A 17163-nucleotide genomic window follows, 5' to 3' on the forward strand; every position below is an offset into this window, starting at 1 on the left:
GGAATCCGCACATGCTCCTGTTGCCCTTTGCTGGAAAGAAGCCACGCATCCATCGCAGCGCGTGGATTGCCCCTAATGCCACCATCATTGGAGACGTTGAAATCGGCCCGGAATCCTCCGTGTTTTATGGCAGCGTGCTGCGCGGTGATGTTGGGGAAATTCGGATCGGTGCGCGGTGCAATATTCAGGACAACTGTGTCTTCCACGTGGAAGAAGATACCCCCTGCGTACTGGAAGATGATGTCACGGTGGGGCACATGGCAATGGTCCACGCCGCACACGTGGAGGTAGGTTCTTTAGTTGGGATGTCCTCCTCGCTACTTTCGCGCTGCACTATAGGTGCGGGCTCGCTTATCGCCGCCGGTGCCGTGGTACTGGAGGGCACAGAAATCCCGCCGCGCAGCCTCGCCGTCGGCGTGCCGGCCAAGGTCCGCCGCGAACTCAGCCCAGAGGAGTCGGAAGCTTTCATCCCACATGCGGCGCGCTACGTGGAGTGCGCCCAGCGCCAATCTAATGAGGCATTAAGCCTGGATGAAGTCCTCTTTGATTAGAGCGACAATACGCCCATGAGGATAAGAAAGATCGCCACGAGGTAACCACCAAAGAGCGCCACTTGGGTGCTATTGGCACGGGCAGCGGCAAAAAGCCTGCCCGCCGCCGAATCGGGATGTGCGCGCACCACAGCGATAAATAGGCCGCAGATGGTAGGCAAGGATAGAGCTAGGCTGGCATACCACACTAGGCCTCCATATTGTGCTGCTGGAGAGATATCTTCTGTGGCCAAGTGCATGAGCCCGTAATAAAAAGGCACCGAGGTCAGTGATTGCACCACACCCATCACAAAGCCGATGAGTGCCGTAATCAGCGACGGCGTGCGGAGCGGCTCTAGTAGCCGGTTGACCAAGGCGTTGGGTTTCCCTTTGGAGCGCCACGAGCCGATAGCCACGGCGATGCCAACTGCGACCAGCACCCAGCCGGCAATGGGCGAGCTCAAAATGGCCTCAATTTGATCTTTTACCCCAAGCAGCAAAAACATGACCACGGCCGCTGCAACGAGCACCCCGACCCAATCTCCTACCACCACCAATGCGGCGATGCGCCGGTACTTACCGCGGGGCAAGATGATGCCGATGGCCACAAGGATGCCAATAAGCAAGGCATTAACGGAATCCAAAAGGGCGAAACTAACGGCATGGAGCATACCGGATAGTCTACCGCTCCACGCCGAAATCTCCGACGCTGCAGAGATTGAATGTTTTATCTCTCGAGAGCGTCAATTTATGATGCACCACACGTACCTTTGCGTACACTCAGTAATTTTGCATAGACTGTGCAATGTTTCTTATGAAATGCAATCTTTGCTCGCGGATCGCATATCCGCGCTTATCCGCGCGCATAACATTGCCCGTTCACTCGACTAGAAAGCACGCATATGTCTAAATTTCTCTACCGACTAGGAAGTTGGTCATACCGCAAGGTATGGCCCTTCCTGGCCTTTTGGCTTATCGTCTTGGTGGCCATGGTGGGCCTAACCGCCGGCTTTGCCAAGTCGCCGAACCCCAACTTCTCCATGCCGGAGATGGATTCGACCACCACCCAAGACAAGATGATGGAACGCTTTGGCCAAGACACCGATGCCATGAGCGCTCCCGAGGGCACAGTGGTTATCCAAGCACCGGAGGGCAAAGACCTCACCGATAAGCAGGTGGCCGGCGAGGTGGATAACCTCCTCGGTGACCTCAAGGACACCAGTGCGCTCAAGGACCAAGACAAGCTGATCAGCCCGGTTATGGCCGCCGCTGGCATGGAAAAGCAAATGGGCGAAAAAATGAAGGCCCAGCACATGCCGGAGGAGCAGGTGAAGAAGAACCTGCAACAGCTCTCCCCTCTCAGCGAGGATAAAACTACCGGTACCGTCACTATTACCTTCGACGCCGATGCTGTCATGGACATCCCGGAAGAGGATATGACTGCGGTAACGGATGTGTTGAACAAGTACGACGAGGGCGAGCTCACGGTCAAGTACCAGGGCAATGCTTTTAACTCCGCTGGTCAAGAGATGGGTGGCAGCGCCGAAATTATCGGCCTTATCGTTGCCGCAATCGTGCTGCTGATTACCTTCGGCTCCTTCGTCGCCGCCGGCATGCCGCTTATTTCCGCCATCATTGGTGTGGGCATCGGCATCCTTGGCGTGCAGGTATCCACCGTATTCACGGATACCATTTCCGATATGACCCCGACCTTGGCCTCCATGATCGGCTTGGCGGTCGGCATCGATTACGCACTATTTATTGTTAACCGTTTCCGCAATGAGCTCATTACCTCTTCTGGCCTCAATGATCTTTCGCCTAAGGAACTAGCCGCAGAGCTCAAGAAGATGGATAAGGCCACCCGTGCTCACGCCATGGGCATGGCGCTGGGTACCGCGGGCGGTTCCGTCGTCTTCGCCGGCACCACCGTGGTCATTGCCTTGGCCGCTCTGACCATCATCGGCATTCCGTTCCTGGGCACCATGGCGATCGCCGCGGCAGCAACGGTCATCATCGCAGTGCTCGTTGCCAATACCTTTATCCCTGCCCTGCTGGGACTTTTGGGCACCAAGATTTTTGCCGGCCGCGTCCCCGGCCCCAAGGTGCCGGACCCAGAGGACGAAAAGCCCACCATGGGTCTGCGTTGGGTGCGCCGTGTGCGCGCCCATCCGTGGCTGCATCTTATCGCCGGCGTCATCTTGCTGGGCATCCTGGCTGTACCATTCGCCCAGCTGCGCTTGGCCATGCCCACCGATGGCACCGCGAAGCCGGGTACCCCGCAGCGCGAGGCCTATGAGATTACGGCAGATGCCTTTGGCCCAGGCCGCAATGCGCCAATGATCGCCTTCGTTGACGTAGCTAACGTGTCCGAACAGGATCGCATGCCGGCGTTCCAGGACCTGCTGCAGGAATTCAATGGCACTTCGGGTGTAGAAAACGCCCAGATCGTGCAGACCACTGACAACGGTGATGCTGCACAGATCATGATCACGCCAACCACTGGCGCCACCGATGAAGAAACCACCGAGACCCTCAACCACCTGCGCGATTACCAGGGTGAGTTTGAAAAGACCGGCGGCTCTTATGGCATCACCGGCATCACCCCCATCTTCGATGACATTTCTGAGCGCCTCAATAACGTGCTCATTCCTTATGTAGCCATCGTGCTGGGCTTGGCCTTCATCGTCTTGATGCTGGTCTTCCGCTCCATCTGGGTACCGCTTATCGCCGCAGCCGGCTTCGCTTTGTCGATGGCCGCGACCTTCGGCATCACCGTAGCCATTTGGCAGGAGGGTATGTTCGGCATCGTCGATGACCCGCAGCCGCTTCTTTCCTTCCTGCCCATCATGCTCATCGGCCTTACCTTCGGCCTGGCCATGGACTATCAGGTTTTCTTGGTCACCCGCATGCGCGAGGGATTTGTCAATGGCAAAACGGCTGGCAACGCTACCTCCAATGGCTTTAAGCACGGCGCCCGCGTGGTAACCGCTGCGGCCCTGATTATGATTTCGGTCTTCGCCGCCTTCATTTTGATGGACGAGCCGTTTATTAAGACCATGGGCTTTGCCCTGGCTGCTGGCGTGCTTATCGACGCCTTCGTGGTCCGCATGATGATCATCCCAGCCACCATGTTCGTGCTGGATAAGAAGGCATGGTGGTTCCCGCGTTGGTTGGATAAGATCACCCCAAACATGGATATTGAGGGAGAGGCTTTGCACTCAGAGCGCGAGGAGCTCTTGCGCACCCAACGAGAAAAGGTAGGCGAAACACACCGTGACTTGTCTGCGCGAAGAAAAGAAGCGAGCTACTCGTCAGGCCATGGCCGATGCGGCAGCGCGCCTCGTCCTCGAGGGTGGCGCTGAAGCTGCCACGGTTTCGGGCATAACTGCCGCCGTCGGGGTTTCCCCGCGCACCTTCCATAACTACTTCTCCTCGGTTTCTGATGCGCTGTTGTCCTTTGGCACCAATGTGCTTGCCGAGTTTTCTAAGGAAGTGCCCACCGTCTTTCCTAACTCATCCATTTCTGAATTCTTCGAACAGGTAACGCTCGATGCCACCGAAAATGAAGGAAAAGAGTTGCATTCCATCACCTCTCTTTTCACTATCGGCGAGGCTTTAGAAAACTTGAGCCATACCACCGAAGAGCGCCAACAATTCCAGGTCGTATCCGAGCAGGTTTTGGAAGCTTTCCACCAACGCGTTCCGGATAAATCGCGCTTTGAGGTCGCGGTCATCCTCCAGGCCTGTGCGGGCGCCGCCGCGGTGAGCATGAAAGAAATCCACCGCCGCTCCCAGGCCGAAGAATCACTGAGTGCTCACGCCAAGCATGAGATAGTACGCACGGCCTTTGCTGCCGTGCGCGCCATCGACTAGCTAGCCTAATGGGCGCTTTAATCCGTATGCTCGGCAGTAGTTATGGATAAGAAAGCCCCTATATCGAGCACCGCGCATAACGCCCGCTTCATTCAGGCGGGCGTTAATGCCGCATTTCAAGACCGCATTGGGAAGGCGACCGACGTGGAATTTAATTTCCTCGGCCCCTCCACGGATGGTAAAGGCGATTTTGTCACCGATCAGCTAGTGGAGGCGAGGATAAGTTCCACGCAGCAGGTTTCTGATTTCCGTGGCGTGCGGCTAGCCGTCATTTCTGCCGACACCTGGCACTGGACCACCACGGCCACCGAGAATTGTGCTGATTTGCCACAGAGTATCTCGATGACGAGAGACCCTGAAAGCATGATTGCTTTAGCTTCCCTCATCGTGGGCAATATGCCGATACTTCCCGCCCAGCAGGGTGAGCACGTGGCTATCGTTGCGGTAGATTTTCACCCTCGCCTGGAGTTTCGCCAGGCCCTGCTGCACGGCCTGCGGCACAGCAGAGCGGACGAGGATGAAAAGGCCCCTACCCTCACCCTTGCTCGTTACTTGGACATGGACTCCACCGAGGAAGAGCCGTACGTGCATTTTTCCGATGGCACCACGGTGTGTTTCGAACCAGCCGACCACGGCGTGCACAAGATTTCCAGCATCACCCCGGGTTTTAGCGCCACCAGCATCCTCGAGGATGCCTTTTATCTCGGTGTGGAGAACCAACTCTATTTCCAGGGCCGTTTCCCCGCCGCCACAATTGACCTCGATGTAGACAAGGCCACCGCTACCGTGTCCTATCGCGGTGGGCAGTTTGCGGCGAAGGCGGTGCTTATAGCCACCATATCCGCTGAGGAATTCACCTGGGCTTGGGCCGATCCTTCGCTTAAGGACTCTGCGGCCGCCCGGTGGGCAGGCAGTTTGGCACGCTTTGGCATGAACGAGGTCGTCCCCGAGTTGGTTCGCCCACACCTTCCGCTCCAGCTGGCGCGCAGGCAACAACTGCCCCACCTGGCTTTGCCTATCCTTGGCATCTGGACGCTGGCTGGCACTACGCTTTCCGACGGCCGCGTGGGCCTCGTCCTCCTCGATGCGCCGGAGCTGCACTTGCCCAAGCCTACGCCCACCGCCACAGCGGCAACGTTAGAAGTTAGCCCTCCCGATTGGCTCGATGCAGATCGTGCCCGCGCCGCCTACGCGTCATTTCGCGGGGTGGACGTGTAGGGCGCTGCGGATGGCGTCCACGTCGACGTCGTCAAGCGCAGCTGGCTCAAACGCTGCATCGTTGGTTTTGTCTACCAAAACCGCACGCACTCCCTCGGCGAAGTCCGCCCGCCGATACATAAAGGCGCCCAGATTGGTTTCCATGTCCAGCGCCTCCCGCACGCTGCTGCACTCCTGCTCGGCGCGGAATAGCTCCATGGCTGCGACGATAGAGGTGGGGCAGGCCTGCGCAGTCAGCTCCCCTACCAGCTGCTTGAGCTCTGGGTGACTATCCAAGGCCGCGGTGATATCCTGCCAGGTCTCGTGGGAGAAGGCGTCTTCGATGGAATCAATAAGCTCAATCAAAGCGGGCTCACCCGCGGGTTCGGTGGCGTGCTGGGTTAGCGCTGCGGCCATGCCCTGCTCAATTACCGCGTGAGCAAAAGCCTCTGCGTCTGCCACATAGTGAGTGGCCAACCCACTCCACAGGAGGTCTGCGGCGTACATGCGATACCCGGTAATACCCCAGAACTTCGCTAGCTCGGGCGAGGCCTTTCCGCGCGTTCCCACCGCGCGCTGGGCGGCATAGGCCATGCCTACGTCGGTGACGTAGCCGATATTCATCTCTGGCATAGAAGCAAAGGTCTTATCCGTAACTACTCGATGGGATCCATGGGTGGAGATACCCAGGCCACCTCCCATAGCGATGCCATCGATGAGCGCGATAACTGGCTTGGGATACTCCGCGATATCGCCGTTTAAGGTGTATTCATCCGCAAAGAACGTGTCGACTTCGCCTAATTTTCCTTCCAGGACCCTTTCGCGGGCATAGCGGACGTCACCACCGGCGCAATATGCCTTTGGGCTGGCCGAGAGAAAAAGCACCTGCTCCACCTCATCGTTTTCACGCCACTGCGCTAGCGACGCCGCGATGAGTTCTACCATCTCCGGGGTGAGGGAATTGAGAGCCTTGGGACGGTTGAGTTCAATCACTCCGGTATGGTTACGGATTGAGGACACGATGGGTGAAGCGTTGGTCATACCCCCTAGTGTGACACACAGCTCACCCCCTTAGCCACCATTGATTGATTCACAGATAGGTTCGGATTTTGCTCCCACAGCTCATCGCCCTGGATATGGACGGCACCCTACTGGACGGCAACGGCCAACTTCCGCCAGATTTTTCCGCGATCAGCACCCGCGCCCGCCAGCTCGGCGTCACCCTTGTCCCTGCCTCGGGCCGCCAGCTTGCCACCCTGCAAGAAATGTTTCCGCATGAAGATACCTTCATTGCAGAAAATGGCTCCGTCGTCGTGCACGATAATCGGGTCATTAGCGCTACTACCCTGCCCACCGCGGCAGTCCGCGCTGCCGTTGCCGCTCTCCGCACTGTCGACGCCGCGCATACCGTCGTGCTGTGTACCCCAGATACCGCTTTTGTCCACAAGGGCGCCGATGAGCAGGCCCGCGCAGAAATTTCCAAGTACTACAGGTCAGTGGAATGGGTAGATGACCTCGGTGCCCTTCTCGACGCGGACATCATCAAAATCGCGGCTTACTGCGCCGACGGCAGCGAAAAGCACCTCCACCAGCCTCTCCTCGCGGCCGTTCCGGAGCACAATATCGCCATTTCCGGCGCCGTCTGGCTCGACGTCATGGCCGCGGGCGTCAATAAAGGCGAAGCGCTACACACCATGGCCGAGCTCCTCGCGGTTCCCATGTCTCGCACCGCCGCCTTCGGCGATTTCCTGAATGACTACGAGCTCCTCCGCGAGGCCGGCACTGCTATCGCAATGGAAAATGCGCACCCAAAATTGAAAGAAATCGCCGATCTCATAGCCCCACCCAATACCGAATTTGGTGTCATGACAGTCCTGCGTCAGCTTTTTGACAGCGAAGAGTCCTAGAATCGAATTTTCGTCTCCGGCCCGCGTGCCGCTTCTTTACTTCACCCTCATGGGAGAAAACCTCGTACGCAGGCTAAAATAGTCCGTTTAGAAAATATACGTAGTGCTTTGGGAGTTTTTGTGAAGCAGATTTTGCGCTCACTGCTGGGCAAGAAGAAACCTGGGCGTTCAGATGAACCACGCCCATCGGTCTATCAGGCAGTAAAGCCCAAAGCTGGCTCCACCAGTACATCTCGCCCTTCTGAGAACAAGGCCTCCGCGCCCCAAAAATCAGACAACACCGAGTCCACCACCGGTGCAAAGCCCACGACGCCGCAAGGCAAGTCCAAGGACCAAGCCAAGGAGAAGCCTACAAAGGCCCCCGAGGCCAAACCCGCGGCTGAGGGCACCCCCCGCCCCAGCACCGCGAAACCGCACGCTTCTCAGACCAATTCCGCTCAACCGCAACAGGTTAAGCGGTCCGCGCAGACACCTGCAGCCAAGGAGCCAAAGGCCAAGCCTGCCACTCAAAAGTCTGCGCCTAAGCCTGCCGGCGCCAAGCAAGACGCGCCAGGGGTTTCTCCTAAAGCAGCTACAAAGAAGCAGGCAGAATCGCGCGCGCCGGAAAAGAAGCCACAGCGCAACGCACATGAGCCGGTTCAGCGTCCACGCCGCGGTGCGAATTTTAGTACCCCGCCTACCCAGGCCGCCTCAAAAGACGACTCTGCCCGTGGTGCTTCCCCTAAACCTGCCGCAAAGCCTTCTCGGCAAGAGACCGGAAGGCCCTCACAGCAGGCTCGGCCTGCCACGCAAAAGCCAGCGCAGCCTCCCAAGCCATCCACTCCGCCTAGCGCAAAAAAGGCTTCCCAGAAAGCGGCGGCACCGCGCTCGTCCGCAACTGAAGCAAAGACGGTTTCTAAACCGGCCGCACAACAAAAATCCCATCCGCAACAGCCCAAGCCTGCCACCACCAAACCGTCCCCAAGTAAACAGCAAACGCACAAGCCAGGCCCACAGAAACGCGTACAGACACACCCGACAAAGGAACAGTCCAAGCCACAGCCATCATCACCTAAGAAGAAGGCTCAGCCTTCTAATCGTTCCCAGCCATCTCAAGGCAAAAGTTCATCGCGCACGCCTACGGCACCACAGCAGAAGTCTGCCCCAGCAGCATCATCGAACGCCCCAGCGCCGAAGAAGGGCACCACTGCCCCAAAGCCACAGGAAAACACCCCAAAGGGCGCAGCGAACGCTCCCCAAAAGCAAACTAAGCCGGCTCAGAATAAATCCGCCGCCAAGGAGGAGAAGGCAGCGCCAGCAAAGCCTCAGCAAGGCAGCCCTTCACAAACCAACCTCCACAAGCAGCAGCCGCAGGGACAGCAGCCACGGCCCAAGGAGTCTATGCCACAGGGCAAGGCCAAGAAGGCTACAAAGCTGCGTCCACAGGTAAAGCCAAACGATATCAGCCGCGGATTGGCCCGAAAGTCACAACAGGTAGGCACTCCCACCCCGGCTCAGCAAAATCCAGCACGCGCTGCCCAGAAGTCAAAGGATAAGCAACAGCCTGAACAGCCTCAGCCGAAGCAGGTAAAGCCCCAAGCTGCTTCTAAGGGAGCATCTGCCAAGGCAGGCAAGTCCGCGGCTGAGGGCGCCATCGCGGGCTCGGGTGCGGTAGCCGCTACCGCCGCAGAGAAGAAGCGCGAAAACGCGCAGTCGCCCCAGTCACAGCAACCAGCGTCCGATAAGAAAAAGGCCCAAGCTGTGGCGACGCAGGCACCAGCGGCTGCGAATAAACCTGCACCTCAGAAGGCTCCGGCTGGGCAGTCAGAAGGCAAGTCCAAATATCCGCTTCAAAAACAGACCAAGGACCCTGAGGCGCTGGCGACACCGCCGGAGAGCAAGGTAGTCAAGAAGAAGCGCCATGCCCGCCTCCGCCAGGTCAAGGGGCTTGACGGACTGCGCGGCCTCGCGGTCATTGCCGTGGTGCTCTATCACTTCTTCCCTGCCCTCCTTCCCGGAGGTTACTTGGGCGTTGACCTCTTTTTCGTCCTTTCCGGATTCCTCATCACCTCGTTGCTGGTGCGTGAATTCCGTACCTCCGGCAGGATTAGCTTGAAGGACTTCTGGGTGCGACGATTCCGGCGTATCCTCCCAGCCGCAGTATCAGTTCTCGTCATGTGCACCGCACTGGTGGCATGGATCGGCGGGGACTTAGCGGTGGGCTTGCGCCAACAGTTCTTGGGCACTTTGTTCTTTGTCAATAACTGGACACAGATTGCGACCTCCCAGTCCTACTTCGCGGACAATGAGATTCAGGTCTTTGCCCACTATTGGTCGCTGGCCGTGGAAGAGCAGTTCTATGTAATTTGGCCGCTCCTTATCACGGGCATTTTCCTCATTTCTCGCCATAAGCCGCGCCGACTTCCTATCCTCGTGTCCACGCTTTTAGCCCTCGGATCCGCCGTGGCCATGGCGCTTATCTTCGTGCCCGGTGAGGACCCGACGCGTGTCTACTACGGCACAGACACCCACGCTTTTGGCCTGCTCACTGGCGCCGTGCTGTCTCTCCTGATGACTTCTACCCAATCGAATCCACAGGCCGATTCTTGGGCCGCGGCGGGCAAGGCTGAATCCCGCATCGCTGGAGTCATCGGCACTTTGGCTCTCATCGGCTACGGTGCGCAGCTATTCCTCATGCCGGATGACGCGGAGTTCACCTACCGCGGTGGGCTCTTCCTCACCAGCGTGCTCGGTGTCCTTATGGTGTGGGGCGTGGTCCGCGAATACGGTCCTATGACCCCGCTATTTAGGACCAAGGTCATGCGCTGGTTTGGTCAGCGGTCCTTTTCGCTATATCTCTGGCATTGGCCGGTCATCATGATGCTCAAGGCGCTTTTCGAGGGCAACCAGAATTCCGATAAATCGTGGATTCTGGGCCTGGTGGCCGTACCTATTTCGCTGCTACTGTCCGAGATTTCCTACCAGTTCATTGAGAATCCTTTCCGCCGCGGCGGCTATAAGAAGACATGGAACACCTACTGGTCGTCCCGCCCAGGTTTTAGCGAATTGCGCGACGGATTTGGCAAAACCATGTGGCCGGTAGTCCCGTTCCTCGTCATCGCCTCGGTGGCCGGGGTAGTCTACGGCGTAATTAACTCCAGCGATAAGACCGAGTTGGAGCAGCAATTAGAGCAGCTTCAGCAGCAGAACCAGAGCAGCAACAATGCTCCGGCTCAACCTAATGATGCTGCCCCGCAGCCGCCTGTCGCGGGCGACGCCGACAAGGATGACTCGAAGAATACGAAGACCCGCCCCATGCCGCAGGGCAAGGACATTACCGCCATCGGTGACTCAGTGATGCTGGCTTCTAGCGGCGCCCTCAAACAACGCTTCCCGCAGATTTACGTCGACGCAGACGTATCCCGCCACTACACTGCAGGCATTCAGATTCTGCAGCAGCTCAAGGATTCCGGAAAGCTGCGCGATACCGTCTTCCTCGGGTTCGGTACCAATGGCCCTGCCTTCCCGGATCAGATCAAGGAAGCTCTCGATATCATCGGCAAAGACCGCACCGTTGTCATGGCTGTACCCTATGGTGACCGTGAATGGATGTCCCAGTCCCAGCAGGATGTCCTCGACGCAGCCAAAGAATACGACAATGTATACGTCGCTGACTGGTGCGGACACGCTCAGAGCGACCCCGCAATCCTCTATTCCGATGGTGTTCACCCAATGCCAGAGCGCACCGGCGAGTACTCGGACGCATTCTACGATGCTCTGCAGCAGTACTCGAAATACGACAAGACCGTGTCCTCGCAGTGCGTGCCGCAGTAAGGCAAAGGCAATATGGGGAGGTAACGGCGTCGGCAAGCGCCTAGCCCCTCCCCCGCCCTTCGCGCTCACGGAGGGCTCGTGCTCCACGGATAGCAACGACCACAGTGAGCGCGAAGGGTAGTGAGCTAAAGAGAAAAGGCTCGTCTTCTACCACGTGGTAGAGGACGAGCCTTTTCTCTTTAGGATTAGTCGACGGAAAATTCGCCCATCTTGTCCCAGCCGGTGCGGCCGTCAATATGGACGTTAATGATGTCTGGGGTTTCCACGAGGTACTTCGGGAACTCCTCGGTCGAGCGCTGGAAGTGCTCGCTCTGGACGTGCTCGACATCCTTGCCGTCGGCGTAGGACTCCAGAAGCAAGAAACGCTGACGATCTTCTGGATCGCGGAACCACTTGAAGTCGATGCAGCCCGGCTCTGCATTGCAGGCCTCGGTGTACCAGTTGATTTCATCGAGGAAGGTCTCTGCGTATTCGGGCTTGACGTGGAACTGTACGTTGATCAAAATCATGCCCCGATTCTACCGGCGCCGTGCGGCTTCGTCATCGTTGCAGATGAATGCTAAGAACGCGGCGGAATCGAGGCTTGGGGAAAAGTTTAGTTGAGGAAGAACTCCGCAACATAGATGTAGGTCCCGTCGTAGGCGGTTGCCACGCCAAAGCCGTGCTGGGGAGCAGCGTTGACCGGGACATCGCGGTTGAACCAGTTCAGGCGATCTTGCGCCTGCTGTTCGCTAAGGCGACGAACTGTGCCCTGGCCCTCGTCCTTGTGATTCAAACCGTGAGCAATGCCGCCCTTGTACTCAAGCTTGCCGGCAGCACCTTGATTGGCCCATTCCTGGGCGATAGCCGCTGCACGCGCATCTTTATGGTGCCCAGCCTTTTCGAGGTGGGCGGTGGTGGCGGCGCCTAGCTGGCCGGCAACCTTGGGCGCCTGGCCCACCGGTTTGGCGAGGAATTCTGGCAGCGGGATATTGTACTTCTCAGCCAGCTCATAGGCCTGCGGCGGCAGGGTGAGGCGGAAATCTTCTAAAGCGGCGAAGGGATCAGAAGAAAGCTGCTGAGCCTGCGAAGAAGCCTGCTGGATCTGTGGCGGCAAGGCCGGCTGAGCAGAGGCCACGGTGGAAGTACCGGTGACGACAAGAGCGGTGGATACGGTGGCTACGATTGCGCGGTGAGAAAGCTTCATGCCCTCCACCGTGCCATAAAGCACAAGCAGTGTGGAAGGCGTTTCCGTGGTGCTCAGGCATTTCGATACAACTTTGTTATGGTCCCCCGTGTCTTATGACCGACAGAGATAATGGGACAATTGCCCACAGCGAATTTTTCTTTAGTACTGCGAAAGGTTGTTGACTGTTGCTGGACGTATTGACCGGTTTTGCAATCATTTTCGTAGTCATCGGTGTGGGATTTGTGCTGGCGCACAGGGGCGTTATTGGCAAAGGCGAGGCACGATTGCAATTCAATCGAACGGCCTTTTGGGCGGCCACGCCGGCACTCATTTTCTCCAGCGTGGCTAAATCCGATACCTCTGCCTTCGTGTCCCCAGTGGTGGCTGTTATAGCTGCTGCATCCATCGCCACCATGGCGTTGTATTGGCTGTGTAGCCAGCTATTCTTTTCCCGCAGCGGTGCCGAAACCATGGCCGGTGCCGCAGCGGCAAGCTATTACAACTCAGTCAATATCGGTCTGCCCATCGCTTCCTATGTCATTGGTGATGCCACGTATGCTATCCCGGCCTTAGTTCTGCAAATGGCGGTGCTTTCTCCGTTTATCATCGCGGGGCTCAATGCGCAGGGTACAAGCCTGCAATCTATATGGCGCTCCGTAGTCTCAGGGGTTACCGCGCCCGTAGTGTTGGCAGCGGTGGCGGGATTCATAGTCTCCGCGGCAAGGTGGCAGGTACCGGAAGTAGTAATGAAGCCACTGGAGATTCTGGGCGGCGCCTCTATCCCCATGATTCTCATGAGCTTTGGTGCCTCTTTAAAGGGCGACGCGCTGCTGGAGGAAGACCGCCTGCCCACCATTACCGCGACGGTATTGAAGTTGGTGGGAATGCCCGCTATCGCGCTGGCCGTTGGTGCAGCGCTAGGTCTTGACGGCGCGGAGTTGTATGCTGCGTTAATTCTGGCTGCCTTGCCCACGGCACAGAACGTGTACAACTATGCCGCCACCTATGAGGTAGGAGAAACCGTAGCCCGGGATACGGTTTTTCTCACGACCTTCCTCTCGCTGCCGGCGATGTTGGCGATCGCGGCCCTGTTTGGCTAAACACCTAGTAAACGCCGACGTCGAGCGCGGCGAATTCGTGCTGTAGCTCATCGGGGTCGATGGCTCCTGCCACGTCTGGACCTGCGATGGCGGCAAAGCCATCAAGTACCGATGCTCCATAGTTGTGACCGTGCCCATCGGAAACGTCTTTTGCACCGGGCAGATCGGCCGCCACTTGGAGAGAGGAGATGATGGGCATCCATCGCATCACGCGCTCGGCAGAATACGGCGTCCGTTCGCGCATCCAATCCGGCTCTTTGAAAGCCATCTGTGGAGACCACCAGGCCACTGGGTCCGAGGGATGTTGGATATAGAGCATGCGGGTGCGTCCCCACTCTTCTTCCGGCACCGGTCCCCACTGGCGTACCTGCGCGTCATCGTTAGCAAAACGCACCACGAGGCCCCCGGCGTATTCGGGGGAAATTTCGGAGGATCCGGGATCACGCCTTTCCACAAATTGCGTGCGCAGGCGATTGAAGTGCGGCGGGCCGGTAAGGAGGATTCCGTCCACAGAATTGGCAATATCACGCACTCCAGAAAACGCTGCTTCGATGCCCGTAGTACCCAAGGATTCGCCGTATAAGTAGAGCTTCGGGCGCTTGCGTTCTGGCAGACCGTTCCACCAGTCCACGATGGGGTTGATGAACTCTTCCCCGGCGCGCTCTACCTGGCCGCCGCCCGATAGGAAGTGCAGGGCGGAAGGCATAGCGGAGTATTGGGCAGCCGCAATGGCGGTATCGCCACCGTAGAGTAGTTCGAAGGCTTGAGCAGAATAGGAAGACACCCAGCCCGTACCGGTGGTCATAATGAGAAGCAGGGCTTTGCGGTCTTGGGCGTGGGTGCGCTCGAGTTCGTCGATAAGCAGCTGCGCTCGCTCCTCATTCGAGTCACGATTGCCCAATCCGGCATAGGCGCGGATGGGTTCCTTGGCAGGCTTTCCGCTTACCTTCTCCAATTCCGCGCGGTGCGCACCGGAAGAAAGGAAACGCGAGCCCTGCAGGCCCACGCCGTTCCAGTCCACACGGGACTGCGGGGAACCACTGCGCTCTGCGGACATGGGCCGCTTCATGGCGGGATCGGGGTCGGCGTTTTGAGCGGTAAAGATCCTCTCGCCCACGCCAACGATGGCGCCAGGGATGAGGTTTTCCACGGTATACGTGCCCACTAGGGCAACGATGAGCACCGCACCCACGACGCGGTAGGCGGCGCGAAAGCGGTGGGGAAAGTGGCTGGAGAGCCAACGCACACAAAAGCGCAGCACGCGCAGAATAAAAAGGAAAGCAGTGAATACTGCAAGAGCGAGCGGAACCACAAGAAGATAGCTGGCAATGGTCGGCGCTGGGGCGGCTAGGGCATCTGCAAGTTGACGCTGCCAGCGCACGGCGAAGACCGCAAAGCCCACCATCCACAGCACAAAAACTCCGGTGGCGATGCGAGAAGCAAGGCGGTAGCGCCGGGGCGGCCACGTGGTGGCATCGAGCCAGGAATACCGTGGTGCCGCATAACGCACTACGAGGCGGTACCACACGTGTTTGAGGGCAATACCCAGCGTATAACCAAGTCCTGCGGCAATGCCGGAGACCAGCCCTTGGTAGAGCCAGTCACGCGGCAGGAGGGATGGGGTAAGGCCTAGGGTAAAAAGCGCCGCAGCGCCGATAATGCCCCACAGGTCAAGGTGGCCGACGATATCGGCGATGCGGGCTTCTACCCTTCGAGCTTCTCCCCCAACTCTAGCCATTCCATCTCCAGTTCCTCGTAGGCGCTACGGTTGTCCTTTAGTTCTCCGTCTAGCTCGGTCAAGGCTTGAGTGTCGACCTTTTCCGCGGCAGTCGCCATCTTCTCATTAATCTGCGCGGCCGCCTTCTCGAGCTTGTGCATCTTGCGCTCCAGCGCGTTCATTTTCTTGGTGATTTCGCGCTCTTGCTGGGAAGAGAGCTTCTTTTCCGGCTTAGGAGCAGAGCTGTCTGGCTTCTTTTCGCCCAAGTTGAGCACGCCGGAGTTGTGTTGCGCCTCAAGTGCGGCGCGCTTGCGCAGGTACTCATCGATGCCGCCGGGAAGGTTGGTGAGTTTGCCATCGCCAAAGAGCGCATAGGTATTGTCCGCGATGCGCTCAATGAGGTAGCGATCGTGCGAGATAACCACCATCGTGCCCGGCCAAGAGTCAAGGAGAGACTCCAGTTCCTGTAGGGTATCGATGTCGAGGTCGTTGGTGGGCTCATCGAGCAACAGCACATTGGGCTCGGCCATCAGTACGCGGGTGAGCTGCAAGCGGCGGCGCTCGCCGCCGGAGAGATCCCCCACCGGGGTGCGCTGGCGCTTGGCGGAAAACCCTAGGCGCTCAGCAAGTTGGGAGGCAGAAAGTTCCTTTTTGCCGAGCTGGACATAGGTGGCAACGTCCTCGACGGCGTCGATAAGCCGACGCTGCGGATCCAAGTCATCGAGCTCTTGGCGCAACCAGCCAAGGCGCACGGTTTGGCCCTCGATGCGCTTGCCGGCCGCCAGCTCGTATTCGCCGGCCAGGGTGCGCAGCAGCGTGGTCTTGCCGGAGCCATTGACGCCTACCAAACCAATGCGCTCGCCGGGGGCTAGGCGCCAGGTAAGGTGATCCGCCAAGGTGCGACCGTCTGGGGACTTCACGGTGGCATCCTCAAGCTCGATGACCACGCGGCCTTGGCGCTGCTTAGAAAAGGCCATGAGCTCGACCTTATTGCGCGGCTCCGGCACGTCTGCGATGAGCGCCTCGGCAGCTTCAATCCGGTAGCGCGGCTTGGACGTGCGGGCAGGCGCGCCACGACGCAACCATGCCAGCTCTTTGCGGGCGAGGTTCTTGCGTCGCCGTTCCATGGCATCGGCCTGGCGGGCGCGCTCGGCGCGGGCGAAGGTCCAATCGTTGTAGCCGCCCTCGTAGGTATCAACCACGCCATCGTGGACTTCCCAGGTCCACGTGGCTACGGTGTCGAGGAACCAGCGATCGTGGGTGACCACGACTACGGCCAAGTTGCGCTTAAGGAGGTGATCTGCGAGCCACTGCACTCCCTCCACGTCAAGGTGGTTGGTGGGCTCATCGAGCACCACGAGATCCAAGTCCTGTACCAGCGCGGCGGCTAGGTTCACGCGGCGGCGCTCGCCACCGGAGAGTGAGCCAACTGGGGTATCCAATCCCAAATCCACAATGCCCAGGCCGCCCAAGACATCGCGCACCTTGGCATTTGATGCCCACTCATAGGTTTCCAGTTCGAGGGGTTCGATAATGACTTGGGCGATGGTCAGTTCATCGGGTAGATCGAAGCGCTGGGTGACCACGGCCATGCGTAGATCAGAGGTATGGGATACGCGGCCGGCATCGGGTGGTTCGATGCCGGTAAGTACCTCCAGCAAGGTGGTTTTGCCACCGCCATTAACGCCGACGATGCCGATGCGATCGCCGCTTTGCACACCTAGGGACACCCCGTCTAAAAGGGTTTTTAATCCATAAGTTTTGCTGACTTGCTCGAGGTTAATCAGGTTTGCCATAACGAGTGTCCATCTTAATACCTCCCTGCCTGTACCCCCGCATTTCTGCAACCTATTGCTAT

General features: G+C 58.4%; 13 protein-coding genes. 7 read left to right on the top strand and 6 right to left on the bottom strand.

Translation table 11 applies throughout. The features are described 5' to 3' along the window. Positions 1-11: 11 nt before the first annotated feature. On the top strand, positions 12-551 hold the full coding sequence (locus I6I12_RS08775; RefSeq protein ID WP_200287904.1) for a gamma carbonic anhydrase family protein: 540 nt from the start codon (positions 12-14) through the stop codon (positions 549-551). On the opposite strand, the gene I6I12_RS08780 is transcribed toward I6I12_RS08775, so the two are convergent. Next, positions 548-1201 (bottom strand): hypothetical protein, encoded by a 654-nt coding sequence (locus I6I12_RS08780; protein ID WP_200287906.1) that lies wholly within the window; start codon positions 1199-1201, stop codon positions 548-550. The two genes, I6I12_RS08775 and I6I12_RS08780, sit on opposite strands and share 4 nt — an antisense overlap. 231 nt (positions 1202-1432) lie before the next feature. On the opposite strand from I6I12_RS08780, the gene I6I12_RS08785 reads away from it, so the two are divergent. Genes I6I12_RS08785 through I6I12_RS08795 form a run of 3 tightly spaced genes read left to right on the top strand, consistent with a single transcriptional unit; the run spans position 1433 to position 5621 of the window. Further along, positions 1433-3892, top strand: a complete 2460-nt coding sequence (locus I6I12_RS08785; protein ID WP_234288114.1) for an MMPL family transporter — start codon at positions 1433-1435, stop codon at positions 3890-3892. Further along, entirely contained in the window at positions 3804-4403 is a 600-nt protein-coding gene (locus I6I12_RS08790; RefSeq protein ID WP_200287908.1) for a TetR/AcrR family transcriptional regulator, read from the top strand. The genes I6I12_RS08785 and I6I12_RS08790 overlap by 89 nt, the downstream gene beginning before the upstream one ends. A gap of 42 nt (positions 4404-4445) precedes the next feature. Further along, positions 4446-5621, top strand: coding sequence for a DUF6882 domain-containing protein (locus tag I6I12_RS08795; protein ID WP_200287910.1), 1176 nt, complete (start codon positions 4446-4448; stop codon positions 5619-5621). Here I6I12_RS08795 and I6I12_RS08800 read toward each other — a convergent pair. Then, on the bottom strand, positions 5598-6641 hold the full coding sequence (locus tag I6I12_RS08800; RefSeq protein WP_200287912.1) for a 3-hydroxyisobutyryl-CoA hydrolase: 1044 nt from the start codon (positions 6639-6641) through the stop codon (positions 5598-5600). The genes I6I12_RS08795 and I6I12_RS08800 overlap by 24 nt on opposite strands. A 68-nt stretch (positions 6642-6709) precedes the next feature. Between I6I12_RS08800 and I6I12_RS08805 the strand changes: the two genes are divergently transcribed. Further along, positions 6710-7507 carry a Cof-type HAD-IIB family hydrolase gene (locus tag I6I12_RS08805; protein WP_023021945.1) on the top strand — a complete coding sequence of 266 codons (798 nt, stop codon included), beginning with the start codon at positions 6710-6712 and terminating at the stop codon, positions 7505-7507. A 120-nt stretch (positions 7508-7627) separates the two neighbouring features. Beyond that, positions 7628-11320, top strand: a complete 3693-nt coding sequence (locus I6I12_RS08810; RefSeq protein ID WP_200287914.1) for an acyltransferase family protein — start codon at positions 7628-7630, stop codon at positions 11318-11320. Between the two features lie 185 nt (positions 11321-11505). On the opposite strand, the gene I6I12_RS08815 is transcribed toward I6I12_RS08810, so the two are convergent. Together I6I12_RS08815 and I6I12_RS08820 are read right to left on the bottom strand one after the other, a co-directional pair. Beyond that, positions 11506-11829: a putative quinol monooxygenase gene (locus I6I12_RS08815; protein WP_023021947.1), complete on the bottom strand. Its 324-nt coding sequence runs from the start codon at positions 11827-11829 to the stop codon at positions 11506-11508. A gap of 86 nt (positions 11830-11915) precedes the next feature. Next, entirely contained in the window at positions 11916-12506 is a 591-nt protein-coding gene (locus I6I12_RS08820) for a hypothetical protein (RefSeq protein WP_200287916.1), read from the bottom strand. Positions 12507-12673: 167 nt separating this feature from the next. On the opposite strand from I6I12_RS08820, the gene I6I12_RS08825 reads away from it, so the two are divergent. Continuing rightward, positions 12674-13588, top strand: coding sequence for an AEC family transporter (locus tag I6I12_RS08825; RefSeq protein WP_200287918.1), 915 nt, complete (start codon positions 12674-12676; stop codon positions 13586-13588). Positions 13589-13592: 4 nt separating this feature from the next. Here the strand turns inward: I6I12_RS08825 and I6I12_RS08830 are convergent, their stop codons facing one another. Continuing rightward, a complete protein-coding gene (locus I6I12_RS08830; protein ID WP_200287920.1) occupies positions 13593-15326 on the bottom strand; it encodes an alpha/beta-hydrolase family protein in 1734 nt (577 codons plus the stop codon). Beyond that, on the bottom strand, positions 15293-17101 hold the full coding sequence (locus I6I12_RS08835; protein WP_200287922.1) for an ABC-F family ATP-binding cassette domain-containing protein: 1809 nt from the start codon (positions 17099-17101) through the stop codon (positions 15293-15295). Before I6I12_RS08835 ends, I6I12_RS08830 begins: the two co-directional genes overlap by 34 nt. Between the last annotated feature and the right edge of the window lie 62 nt (positions 17102-17163).

The sequence above is a fragment of the Corynebacterium kefirresidentii genome, from assembly GCF_016599755.1.
In the GTDB taxonomy this organism is placed as follows: domain Bacteria; phylum Actinomycetota; class Actinomycetes; order Mycobacteriales; family Mycobacteriaceae; genus Corynebacterium; species Corynebacterium kefirresidentii.